Below are 11,916 nucleotides of genomic sequence, written 5' to 3' on the forward strand. Positions count from 1 at the left end.
GGGATGCCGCCATGCTGAACCTTGCCGAATACCGCCAGCGGCCCGCGCTGCTGGCCGACTGGCTTCCCTGGGCCGGGCTGATCGCGCCGGGCGTCATCTTGAACAAGGATGGCGCTTTCCAGCGCACGGCGCGCTTTCGCGGACCGGACTTGGACAGCGCCACGCAAGGCGAACTGATCGCCACCTCGGCCCGGCTCAACAACGCGCTTCGCAGGCTGGGTTCGGGCTGGGCACTGTTCATCGAGGCCGAGCGCCGTCCCGCCGCCGACTATCCGCGTTCCGACTTCCCCGAACCACTGTCGTGGCTGGTGGAGGAAGAACGCCGTGCCGCGTTCGAGGAATCGGGCCATCACTTCGAGAGCGGCTATCACCTGACGCTGGCCTACCTGCCGCCGGAGGAATCCCGCGCCCGCGCCGCCAAGCTACTTTACGAGAACACGCCCAGCGACGGCGTGGACTGGCGCGGCCGGCTCGATGCCTTCGTGGCGGAAACGGATCGGGTCTTTGACCTGCTCGATGGTGTGATGCCGGAAATCGCCTGGCTCGATGACGCTGAAACGCTGACCTACCTGCACGCCACGGTGTCCACGCGGCGCTACCGCGTGAGCGTGCCGGAAGTGCCGTTCCATATCGACGCGCTGCTGGCCGATTCCGCTCTGGTCGGCGGCCTCGCGCCGACGCTGGGCGACCAGCACCTGCGGGTGGTGTCGGTACGGGGCTTTCCGACTTCCACCTGGCCGGGCCTGCTGGACGACCTCAACCGCCTGGGCTTTGGCTACCGCTGGAGTACGCGCTTTGTCTGCATGGACAAAGCCGAGGCGGAAAAGGAGTTGGGCCGCCTGCGCCGCCAGTGGTTCGCCAAGCGCAAGAACGTGGTGGCGCTGCTGCGCGAAACCATCTTCCAGCAGGAAAGCCCGCTGGTCGATACCGACGCCAGCAACAAAGCGGCCGATGCCGATGCCGCCTTGCAGGAGCTGGGCAGCGATCAAGTCGCCTTCGGCTACCTCACCGCCACGGTGACGGTGCTCGACGCCGACCCGGCCGCTGCCGATGAAAAGCTGCGCATGGTGGAGCGCGTCATCCAGGGCCGGGGCTTCGTCACCATCCCCGAAACCTTGAACGCGGTCGATGCCTGGCTGTCGTCCATTCCCGGCAATGCCTATGCGAATGTGCGCCAGCCCATCGTCTCGACGCTGAACCTGGCGCACATGATGCCGCTGTCGGCGGTATGGGCCGGGCCGGAGAAGAACGACCACCTGGGCGGCCCGCCGCTGATCGTCACCCGCACCGATGGCGCGACGCCGTTCCGGCTGGTGACGCACATCGGCGACGTGGGCCACACGCTGGTCGCTGGCCCGACCGGCATGGGCAAGTCGGTACTGCTCGCCATTTTGGCGATGCAGTTCCGCCGCTACTTCGGCTCGCGCATCTTCGCATTCGACATGGGGCGCTCGATGCGAGCCACCATTCTCGGCTTGGGCGGCGAGCACTACGATCTCGGAGCCGATGGCGGCATTGCCTTCCAGCCGCTCGCCCGCATCGACGGCGAGGGCTACCGCACCTGGGCGGCCGAATGGGTGGAAGGCCGTCTTCTGCATGAAGGCGTCACCGTCGGCCCGGACGAGAAGGCGGCGATCTGGTCGGCGCTGGGGAGCCTGGCCGGTGCGCCGGTGGAGCAACGCACGCTGACCGGGTTTTCCGTGCTGCTGCAATCCAACGCGCTGCGGCAGGCTCTGTCGCCGTATGTACTGGGTGGCGCGCACGGCAAGCTGCTGGACGCCGACCGCGACCGGCTGGGCATGGCCGCCGTGCAGGGCTTCGAGATGGAAGAACTGATGCACAGCCCCGCCGCCGTGCAAGCGGTGCTGCGCTACCTGTTCGCCCGCTTCGATGAGCGCTTCGACGGTGCGCCCACGCTGCTGATCCTCGATGAAGCCTGGTTGTTCCTCGATGAGCCGTCTTTCGCGGCGCGCATCCGGCAATGGCTCAAGACGCTGCGCAAGAAAAACGTGTCGGTGATCTTCGCCACGCAATCGCTGGCCGACATCAAGGACTCGACCATCGCGCCCGCGATCATCGAAAGCTGCGCCAGTCGGATTTTTCTCCCTAACCCTCAGGCGACAGAGCCTCAGATTCGCACGATCTACGAGGGCTTCGGCCTCAACAGTCGGCAAATCGAGATCGTCGCTACCGCGCAGCCCAAGCGCGATTACTACTACCAATCGCGCCTGGGCAATCGCCTGTTCGACCTCGACCTGGGGCCGGCCGCGCTCGCTTTTGCGGGCGCATCTACACCACAAGACCAACGCGACATCGACCGCGTGCTGACGCAGGCCGGCGCTCCCGGCTTCGCCGGCGCGTGGCTGCGCCATCGCGGCCTCGATTGGGCCGCCGACCTGCTGCCGTCCTCACCGGCGGCGGCTTCTTTCCTCAACTCCCCACCACTGGAGGTTTCACCATGAATACCAAGCACCGTTTGCTGTCTGCCTCGCTCGCCACCGTGCTGTCGGTGTCGCTGTTGGCCTCACAGCCTGCATCCGCACTGACGGTGTTCGACCCGTCCAACTTCGTGCAGAACACGCTGACCGCCGTGCGCACACTGGAGCAGATCAACAACCAGATTAATCAGCTCCAGAACGAAGCGCAGATGTTGATGAACCAAGCGCGCAACTTAGCGAATCTCGACTTCAACATCGTCAATCGCCTGCGCTCGACACTGGCGACTACCGAGCGCCTGATCACCGAGGCACGCGGCCTGGCCTACGACGTGCAGAGCATGGATGCCACCTTCGCCCGGCTGTACCCGGAGCAGTACGCAGCGACGGTGAGCGGCGACCAGATGCTACGCGACGCGCAAGAGCGTTGGAAGAACACCTTGAACGGCCTGCACACCGCGATGCGGATGCAGGCGCAGGTGTCGCAGAACCTGGCCCAAGACGAAAGCGCACTGGCCGACCTCGTGAGCCAGAGCCAGTCGGCCACCGGCGCGCTGCAAGCCATGCAGGCGACGAACCAGCTTCTCGCCTTGCAGGCCAAGCAGTCCATCCAGGCCCAGCAGCTCCAGATCACGCAAGACCGGGCGGCCTCGCTGGAACTGGCGCGGCAGGCGGCGGCCACCGAGCGCGCCCGCGAAGTGCGGCGGCGCTTCCTCGGCACCGGCACGCCGTACACGCCGCAGTCCGTCAACTTCTACAACAACTGACAGGAGGCGGCCATGCGATGCGTTCACGTCCTGCCGGTTTCGTTGCTGGCCGTGCTGCTGACCGCGTGCGGCCAGCAACCGGCCGAACACCTGGCCGCGACCTTGGCCGCCGATGCCGTGCGGCTCAAGGCGCTACGCGCGCAATGCGCGGCCGACCGGCAGGCCGTGGGCGAAGACGCTTGCCGCGCCGCCGCCGACGCCTTCCGGCGGCGCTTCTTCGCCGGCCACACCGGGCCGGACGAATACGGCTCGCTGGCCGACCTGCCACCGATCCCGGCGAGCTTCGACACGCCCACCGATGACGCTGGTGATGCGCCGCTCGCCGCTACGGAGGACACGCCATGAATGACGTGACCATCATCGACAAGTTCCTCGATACATTCTCGCGCTACATCGACTCCGGTTTCGGACTGCTGCAAGGCGAGGTGGCGTTCCTGACGGCCACGCTCATCGTCATCGACATGACCATCGCGGGACTGTACTGGGCCATGAGCCATGCGACTGGCCAAGGCGAGGACGTGATCGCCAAACTGGTTCGCAAGGTGCTCTACGTCGGCGCCTTCGCCTACATCATCGGCAACTTCAACTGGCTGGCAAGCATCGTGTTCCGCTCGTTCGCCGGTTTGGGCATCACTGCCACCGGCTCGGCCATCACGATGGAGAACTTTCTTCAGCCGGGGCGACTGGCAAAGACCGGCATCGACGCGGGTGCGCCGATCTTGGAACAGATCGGCGACATGGCGGGCTTCCCCGAGGTGTTCGTGAACATCGACCCCATCGTGGTGATGTTCCTCGCCTGGCTGGTGGTGATCCTGTGCTTCTTCGTGCTCGCGGTACAGCTTTTCATCACGCTGATCGAGTTCAAGCTGACGACGCTGGCCGGCTTCGTCCTGATCCCGTTTGCGCTTTGGAACAAGACGAGCTTCCTGGCGGAAAAGGTACTCGGCAACGTGGTGTCGTCAGGCATCAAGGTCTTGGTGCTGGCCGTCATCGTCGGCATCGGATCGGGCCTGTTCACGGAGTTCCAGGTTCACCCCGACGAGCCATCCATCGACCACGCGCTGGTCGTGATGCTGGCCTCGCTCGCCTTGCTGGCGCTCGGCATCTTCGGCCCCGGCATCGCCACGGGCCTCGTGTCCGGTGCGCCGCAACTCGGCGCGGGCGCGATGGCCGGCGCGGCGGTTGGTGCTGTCGGCACGGGTGTTGCCATCGGCGCCGCCGCTACTGGCGTGGGCGGCGCGGTCATGGCTGGAGCGCGCATGGCCCCGGCCGCCGCCAAGCTGGCCGGCGCGGGTGCGCGTGCCGCGACCTCGGCGGCTGGTAGCGCCCGCTCGGCGTTCCAGGCCGGTTCCGCCGCTGCTGGCGGCGGGGCCAGGGGTGCAGCGGCTGGCCTAGGCAATGTCGCCAAGACGGGCGCACAGGCGGCGGGCCGCCGCGCCGCGTCTGGCGCTTCCGCTGCCGGGCAGAAGGTGGCCGATTCATTCCGCGCCGGCTGGAACGGCACAGGCGCTGGCGCTGCTGGCGCAGGCCAGGCCGCCGCTGGCGAAGCAGCAGACGGTGCTGCCGGCTCGCCCAAGCAGGAACAACCCGCCTGGGCCAAGCGGATGCACCGCCGCCAGCAAATCACCCATGCCGCGACCACCGCCGCCCACACGCTTCGCGGGGGCGACGGCGGCGGCTCCGGGCAAGGCCCGAGCCTGCGCGATTCCGATACCTGACCTTCAAGGAGAAACCCATGCGATTCAAGCGACCGCAGGTGCGCTATGCCGACACGCCGCAGCCTGCCACCCCATACCAATCCGCCGCCCAAGTTTGGGACGACCGTATCGGCTCGGCCCGCGTACAGGCGAAGAACTGGCGTCTCATGGCGTTCGGTTGTCTAGTGCTGGCACTGCTGATGGCCGGTGGCCTGGTGTGGCGCTCGGCGCAGTCCATCGTCACGCCCTATGTCATCGAGGTGGATGAAGCCGGCCAGGTGCGCGCCGTAGGCGAAGCCGCCACGCCGTACCGGCCAGGCGATGCGCAGATCGCACACCACTTGGCGCGCTTTGTGACGATGGTTCGCTCGCTGTCCGTCGATCCCATCGTCGTGCGGCAGAACTGGCTCGACGCCTACGACTACACGACCGACAAAGGCGCGGCCGCGCTCAACGATTACGCCCGCACCAATGACCCGTTCGCGCGCATCGGCAAGGAGTCGGTGACGGTGCAGATCACCAGTGTCGTCCGCGCAAGCGACACGTCATTCAACGTGCGCTGGACGGAACGCCGCTATGTCAACGGCGCGGCCGCCGGGCTGGAGCGGTGGACGGCCGTGGTGTCCATCGTCCTGCAAACCCCGCGCACCGAAGAACGCCTGCGCCGCAATCCCTTGGGCATCTACGTCAATGGCCTGGCGTGGAGCCGCGAACTGGATTCTTCCGAAGGAGCCAAGCCATGAACCTGCCTTTCCGCTTTTACGCTTTGCCGTCGATCCTGCTTGCCCTTGCGGGCTGCGCCTCGCAGGGCAAGCCGCCTCCGGTCATTTCGCTCGATGGGCCGGTGCAGGCGCAACCGCTGCCCGAGCCGCCCAAGCCGGTCGAAGTCGTGGCCGTCCCCGAGCCGCTGGCGCTGCCCGCGCAGTTGAAGCCGCTGCCGGAGGTCGATATGGCCCCGGCTGCGCCGGAGCCAGCCGACGAGAAGGTGCGCGTTTCGCGCGCCAACGCCGAGGCGCGCATCGCGCCGACCCGCGAGGGCTACGTCAATGCGATTCAGGTGTGGCCCTTCACGGACGGCGCGCTCTATCAGGTCTATGCCGCGCCGGGGCGCGTGACCGTGGTTTCCTTGCAGCCCGGCGAGGAACTGATGACGGTCGCCGCTGGCGATACCGTGCGCTGGATCGTGGGCGATACGTCCAGCGGCAGCGGCGAAGCGCTGCGCGTCAATGTGCTGGTCAAGCCCATCCGCTCGGGCCTGAAAACCAATCTGGTCATCACCACCAGCCGACGCACCTACCTGCTGGAACTGACCTCGACGGAAAAGGCGTGGATGGCCTCGGTGTCCTGGGACTATCCGAAAGACCGGATGCTGGCCTTGCAGCGCCAGTCGCAGGCGGCCAGCGCCGCCGCGCCGGTCGATACTGGCTTGTCGCTGGAGAAGATCCGTTTCCGCTACGCGGTCAGCGGTAGCAATCCGCCGTGGAAGCCGCTGCGCGCCTTCGACGACGGCGAGAAGGTCTATATCCAGTTCCCGCCCGGCATCGCGCAAGGCGAATTGCCGCCCTTATTCGTCATTGGTGCGCAGGGCGACGGGCAACTGGTGAACTACCGCTTCCGCTCGCCGTACTACATCGTGGATCGGCTGTTCGGCGCGGCTGAACTGCGCCTGGGCGGCGATGGCGGCGACGTGGTACGCATCGAGCGCACCGATGGCGTGGCGCGGAGGAACTGACCATGAGCCAGGACGACACTCCCGACCTCGCCACGCCGCAGGCGGCGGACAAGATCGCGCCCGAGGCGGTGGCGCTGCGCGCGCAGCCGCGCCCGGTCACGCGCCTGAACCGGCGCACCCTGGCCATCCTTGCCGGCGGCCTCGCGGTCGCCGTGCTCGGCGCGCTGATGTGGTCGCTGCAACCGCAGAGGCGCGGAGCCAGCGAGCAGGCCGAGCTTTACAACGTCGATCGCGTCTCGAAGTCGGAAGGGCTGGATGCGCTGCCGGCGGATTACTCGAAGCTGCCGCCCGCCGTTCCCGAATTGGGGCCGCCGCTGCCGGGCGATCTCGGCCCGGCCATCGTGAAGTCGCAGCAGCCGGTGACGGCCGCCTATGCGGCCCCCGGCCACGATCCGAACGACGCGCTGCGCAAGGAAGCCGAAGCGGCCGCGGCTTCGTCCGTGTTCTTCCGTTCGGGTGCGCAGGCGGCTGCGCCGGTCGCGCAGTCGCAGGTCGCCGCCGCGCCGGGCTTCGCCGCCAATGCGGCCTTCGACCCGATGGCCGCAGGGCCGGCTTCGACGGCGGCCCTGCCTGCCGACCCGACCGCCGTGCAGAACCGGCAAGACCAGAAAGAGGCTTTTCTGAAAGGTGGTTCTACGGAAACCCGCAATTCCGGCAACCTGACCCTGCCGGCTTCGCCGTACCAGGTCATGGCCGGAACGGTGATCGCAGGTGCCTTGGTAACCGGCATCAAGTCGGACTTGCCGGGCGACGTGATCGCCACGGTGACGGAGCCGGTCTATGACACGGCGACCGGGCGCTTCCTGCTGATCCCGCAGGGTTCGCGCATTTTGGGCCGCTACAACAGCCAGGTCAGCTACGGGCAGAGCCGGGTGCAGGTGGTGTGGAACCGGATCATCCTGCCGGACACGTCATCGCTCACGCTCGACAACCTGGCCGGCACCGACCCGGCCGGCTATGCCGGCCTGGAAGACGATGTGGATTGGCATTGGGATCGCATCTTTGCCGGCGCGGCGCTGACCACGCTGCTAGGCATCGGCGCCGAGCTGGCCGCGCCGGAGAACCGGCAGGACGGCGATCGCATCATCATCGCCGGGCGCGACAGCGCGCAGGACAGCATCAATCAGGTCGGCCAGGAGATGACCCGGCGCAACCTCAACATCCAGCCGACCTTGACCAGCCGGCCCGGCTTGCCGGTGCGGATCATCGTGGCGCGCGATCTGGTGTTGCGTGCCTATCAGCCGCTCTTTTTCAACAAGGGAACTTCACGATGAGCACGACCAGGAAATTGCGGCTTGGCCCTCTGCCTCGCCATGAAGTCATGAAGCTGACCTTCTCCTGCCCGGCCAGCCTGAAAGCCGACCTCGATGCCTACGCCGCGCTGCACGCGCAGGCGTATGGCGAAGCGGTTGATGCGGCCACGCTGATCCCGCACATGCTCGAAGCCTTTATGGCGGGGGATCGAGGATTCAGGAAGGGAAGTGTGGGCAAGGCCGCAGCCCCTAAGCCTGGTTGACGATGCAGACGCATCCGCCATACGCGCACGATGAAAGCGCAGCCCGAGGGCTGCGCTTTCGCTTTGAGAGGTGGTTTGTGACACGCTAGGGCTATGATGACGATGCGACCTTGCCCGCTGTGCCGCCCCTGGGTTTGCCGCCGCGAAGCGCCTATCCGGCACCTAGCTCGAAAAGAGACAAGCGTACGCGATGGCCGAAATCTGGCCTAACCTGTTGCCCCATAAGACCTTTCGCGCCGATGCATCCCTGCGCCAAAGACTTGACAGCGGACATTTTTTATGCCCCGTGAAGTCTATCCCCCACCGGCTGGAAAGATTTGATGTCTTAGTCTGGCGATAGAATATTCGACTATTCTAATATTTTATTTTTCCCGTTCCGGGGGATTGTCATGCATATCGGCACCACGCCTTACCCAGTTCATCATTGAAGAACAGCGTCACACCGCCGGCGCCACCGGCGATTTCCAATGTCGTCAACAAAGGCGCGCTGCTGGGTGTAATGGGCTCGCTGGATTCCGAGAACGTTCAGGGCGAAACGCAGAAGAAGCTCGACGTCATCACCAACGACATCATGATCCGCTCCAACGAATGGGCGGACCACCTGGCCGGCATGGCGTCCGAGGAAATGGATGAGGCGTATTCGATCCCCGGCCAGTATCCGCTCGGCAAATACCTGCTGGTGTTCGATCCGCTCGACGGCTCGTCCAACGTCGATGTCGATATTTCGGTCGGCACCATTTTCTCGATCCTGAAGGCCCCGGTTGCCGGTCGCGCTGCCAAAACCGGGGATTTCCTGCAGCCCGGCACCAAACAGGTGTGTGCCGGCTATGCGATCTACGGTTCCTCGACCATGCTGGTGCCGACCTTCGGCCATGGCACCAACGGCTTCACGCTCGACCGCGATGTCGGTGAATTCGTGCTGACCCACCCCAACATGCGTATCCCCACCGAAACCCGCGAGTTTGCGATCAACGCCTCCAACATGCGTTTCTGGGAAAAGCCGGTGCAGCGCTACGTCGACGAGTGTCTGGCCGGCAAGACCGGTCCGCGCGGCAAAGATTTCAACGTGCGCCGGGTCGCCTCGATGGTCGCCGAAGTGCATCGCATCCTCACCCGCGGCGGCATTTTCATGTATCCCAAGGACACCAAGGATCCCGCCAAGGCCGGCAAACTGCGCCTGCCGTATGAGGCCAACCCGATGGCCTTCATCGTCGAGCAGGCTGGCGGTACCGCCACCACCGGGCGCGAGCGCATCCTCGATCTGGCCCCCAAAGGCCTGCACCAGCGCGTGCCGGTGATTCTCGGCTCCAGGACCGAAGTGGACACCGTGCCGGCTACCACCACGAAAAGGCCGCGTAAGCAGTCGTTTCAAGCGGACAGCGAAAAAGCCGGGCAATTGCCCGGCCTTTATTTATCTGGGTGGCCGTATCGTTGTACCGTCAGGCTAACGCAAGAACAACACCGTCACCGACAGGCCGATGGCCACAAGCGACAGCACGACGGCCACCCCGCACCATACGGCGGTCTGCCTGAAGCGCAATTCAGCGACTGCCGCGCCCTGCTCGAGCGCGGTCACCGTTTTCTGCAACTGCTCGGCCAGTTCCTTGACGTGCCGCGCATTCTGCGAGGCCGCCGACTGCAGCTCGGTGATCTGCTGCTGCAGGACGCTGTTCTGGGCTGCGGCCGCCTCGTCGCTTTTGCGCGTGGTAAAAACCGGCAGCGCCGATGAAACGATCGGACTGATGAAAGGTAGGATCGCCTTTACCGCGGGAATCAACCATGCCGCCATGAAACCTCCTTGTCTGGATGCGGCGTGGAACCGCAAACGCTACTTTAACGCAGGCTGCGACGCCTGCCGTGAACGTTTAACCCGGATTGTTCATTAGGGCGCGTAGGGTGCACTCTGTGCACCGGTTGACACCCGAAGGTGCACGGCGTGCACCCTACCCAAAGCATCTCGCCCTAATGAACAATCCGGGTTTACGTGCGTGATAGAGCGCAGCGTGGTCGAAGTCGCGCAGATCGCGGCGAAACCAGACCAGGGCGCGGGTGTATTCAGGCATCGTGGGTTCTGGTCGCTATAGTGTTAGGGACAGGGCGCAAAAAGGAATGCTTGCTTGAATTGAGCAGATTACAATGGGAGGACAATCATGGATACCGTCAATCTCACCCACAATTTTCTGATCGCCATGCCGGGCATGGTCGATCCCAATTTCAATGGCACGCTGACCTATATCTGCGACCACAGCGAGCAGGGTGCGCTGGGGGTGGTGGTCAACCGGCCGATCGATCTGGACTTGTCGACGCTGTTCGAGCAGATCGGCCTGTCCCTGCCCGAACGCCTGCACCGGAACGTCGTTTATTTTGGCGGCCCGGTGCAAACCGAACGCGGTTTTGTGCTGCACACGCCGCCGCAGACCTTCAGCTCCACCCTTACCGTCAACGACGTGATCAGCCTCACCACCTCGAAGGATGTGCTCGAAGCCGTGAGCCAGGATGCGGGGCCGCAAAAGTTCATGGTGTCGCTGGGCTACGCGGGTTGGGGCGCCGGCCAGCTGGAAGAGGAAATCAAACAGAACGCCTGGCTGTCGGTGGCCGCCGACCCGCTGGTGATTTTCGACCTGGTGCCCGAAGAACGTCTGCCTGCCGCGATGAAGCGCCTCGGCATCGACTTTGCCAGCCTGTCCGAAGAAGCCGGGCACGCTTGAACCTGAACCATTCAGACACCCACGGCACGGTGCTGGCCTTCGACCTCGGCCTCAAACGCACCGGCGTCGCTTCGGGCGATCTGTCGATCGGCGTGGCGCACCCGCTCAGCGTCATCCAGGCCGAGTCCACCGATGCGCGGCTCGCCGCCATCGCCGGGCTGATCGCCGAATGGCAGCCGGTGCTGCTGGTGCTGGGCCTGCCCACCCACGCCGACGGCGGCGAGCACGAAATGACGCGGGTGGCCAGAAATTTCGCGCGCAAACTGGAATCGCGTTTCAATCTGCCGGTGTTTCTGGTGGACGAGCGCCACACCAGCACGGCGGCCGAATCCGAATTGCATGAACGCGGCATCCACGGCAAGAAGAACAAGGCGCTACTGGATGCCGTCGCCGCCCAACTGATACTGCAAGGATTTTTTGATGCACGCCTCATTGCCTGACGTCGACCCCCTGATTGCGCGACTGGCCGACGCCATCGCGCCCACCCTCACGCCGGATACCGTCATCGTCGGCATCCACACCGGCGGGGTTTGGGTGGCCGAGCGGCTGCACGCGCTGCTCGGCTGCAAGCTGCCGCTCGGCACGCTCGACATCTCGTTCTACCGCGACGATTTTTCGCGTATCGGCCTGCACCCGCAGGTGAAGCCGTCCAACCTGCCGTTCGACCTCGAAGGTCGCGACATCCTGCTGGTCGACGACGTGCTGCACAGCGGGCGCACGGTGCGCGCGGCGATGAACGAGCTGTTCGATTACGGCCGTCCGGCCTCGATCCGGCTGGCGGTGCTGGTCGACCGCGGCGGCCGCGAGCTGCCGATCCGGCCCGACTTTGCCGGCCTCACGCTCTCCGTTTCCGACCACCAGAACATCAATCTTTCGCGGCTGGACGACGGCCACCTGACCCTTTCTCTAGCGTGATCCTAAAAACCGCAGTTGACCGCTTATAACCTCAAGGAGTCCCACATGGATATTGGCTTTTCTGCCTTCGATCATGTTCACCTTTCGGCTGGGTCCGCTACGCACCCGCTGGCACGCCTGGTCGTGCGCCTGCCTTTGTCGCTCGT

The 11,916-nt window shown here is 65.3% G+C and carries 12 protein-coding genes and 1 pseudogene; 12 read left to right on the forward strand and 1 reads right to left on the reverse strand.

The features are described from left to right. The first annotated feature begins 11 nt into the window (after window positions 1-11). From trbE to ACZ41T_RS08215, 9 genes and pseudogenes are all read left to right on the forward strand, one after another. Window positions 12-2,462, forward strand: a complete 2,451-nt coding sequence (gene trbE / locus ACZ41T_RS08175) for a conjugal transfer protein TrbE (RefSeq protein ID WP_023110639.1) — start codon at window positions 12-14, stop codon at window positions 2,460-2,462. Beyond that, the gene (gene trbJ, locus ACZ41T_RS08180) at window positions 2,459-3,202 is read left to right on the forward strand and encodes a P-type conjugative transfer protein TrbJ (RefSeq protein WP_023110638.1); all 744 of its coding nucleotides are present in this window, start codon (window positions 2,459-2,461) and stop codon (window positions 3,200-3,202) included. Before trbE ends, trbJ begins: the two co-directional genes overlap by 4 nt. 12 nt (window positions 3,203-3,214) lie before the next feature. After that, window positions 3,215-3,547: a hypothetical protein gene (locus tag ACZ41T_RS08185; RefSeq protein ID WP_023110637.1), complete on the forward strand. Its 333-nt coding sequence runs from the start codon at window positions 3,215-3,217 to the stop codon at window positions 3,545-3,547. Then, window positions 3,544-4,920 (forward strand): P-type conjugative transfer protein TrbL, encoded by a 1,377-nt coding sequence (gene trbL, locus ACZ41T_RS08190; protein ID WP_023110636.1) that lies wholly within the window; start codon window positions 3,544-3,546, stop codon window positions 4,918-4,920. The genes ACZ41T_RS08185 and trbL overlap by 4 nt, the downstream gene beginning before the upstream one ends. A 17-nt stretch (window positions 4,921-4,937) precedes the next feature. After that, a complete protein-coding gene (gene trbF / locus ACZ41T_RS08195) occupies window positions 4,938-5,642 on the forward strand; it encodes a conjugal transfer protein TrbF (protein ID WP_023110635.1) in 705 nt (234 codons plus the stop codon). After that, window positions 5,639-6,631 carry a P-type conjugative transfer protein TrbG gene (gene trbG, locus ACZ41T_RS08200; protein WP_023110634.1) on the forward strand — a complete coding sequence of 331 codons (993 nt, stop codon included), beginning with the start codon at window positions 5,639-5,641 and terminating at the stop codon, window positions 6,629-6,631. The genes trbF and trbG overlap by 4 nt, the downstream gene beginning before the upstream one ends. Before the next feature lie 2 nt (window positions 6,632-6,633). Next, complete coding sequence (locus ACZ41T_RS08205; protein ID WP_023110633.1) at window positions 6,634-7,905, forward strand: TraB/TrbI/VirB10 family type IV secretion system protein; 1,272 nt, start codon at window positions 6,634-6,636, stop codon at window positions 7,903-7,905. A gap of 47 nt (window positions 7,906-7,952) precedes the next feature. Then, entirely contained in the window at window positions 7,953-8,147 is a 195-nt protein-coding gene (locus ACZ41T_RS08210) for a DUF2274 domain-containing protein (protein ID WP_464920918.1), read from the forward strand. A gap of 389 nt (window positions 8,148-8,536) precedes the next feature. Next, window positions 8,537-9,506, forward strand: a pseudogene (locus tag ACZ41T_RS08215) (class 1 fructose-bisphosphatase). Between the two features lie 85 nt (window positions 9,507-9,591). Here the strand turns inward: ACZ41T_RS08215 and ACZ41T_RS08220 are convergent. Next, window positions 9,592-9,936, reverse strand: a complete 345-nt coding sequence (locus ACZ41T_RS08220; RefSeq protein WP_464920919.1) for a hypothetical protein — start codon at window positions 9,934-9,936, stop codon at window positions 9,592-9,594. Between the two features lie 361 nt (window positions 9,937-10,297). Here ACZ41T_RS08220 and ACZ41T_RS08225 point away from each other — a divergent pair, with 361 nt between their 5' ends. Genes ACZ41T_RS08225 through pyrR form a run of 3 tightly spaced genes read left to right on the forward strand, consistent with a single transcriptional unit; the run spans window position 10,298 to window position 11,770 of the window. Further along, complete coding sequence (locus ACZ41T_RS08225; protein ID WP_464920920.1) at window positions 10,298-10,855, forward strand: YqgE/AlgH family protein; 558 nt, start codon at window positions 10,298-10,300, stop codon at window positions 10,853-10,855. 2 nt (window positions 10,856-10,857) lie between these two features. Further along, complete coding sequence (gene ruvX, locus ACZ41T_RS08230) at window positions 10,858-11,295, forward strand: Holliday junction resolvase RuvX (protein WP_464923944.1); 438 nt, start codon at window positions 10,858-10,860, stop codon at window positions 11,293-11,295. Continuing rightward, complete coding sequence (gene pyrR, locus ACZ41T_RS08235; RefSeq protein WP_464920921.1) at window positions 11,276-11,770, forward strand: bifunctional pyr operon transcriptional regulator/uracil phosphoribosyltransferase PyrR; 495 nt, start codon at window positions 11,276-11,278, stop codon at window positions 11,768-11,770. The genes ruvX and pyrR overlap by 20 nt, the downstream gene beginning before the upstream one ends. Window positions 11,771-11,916 lie beyond the last annotated feature (146 nt).

The sequence above is a fragment of the Thiobacillus thiophilus genome (assembly GCF_055378705.1).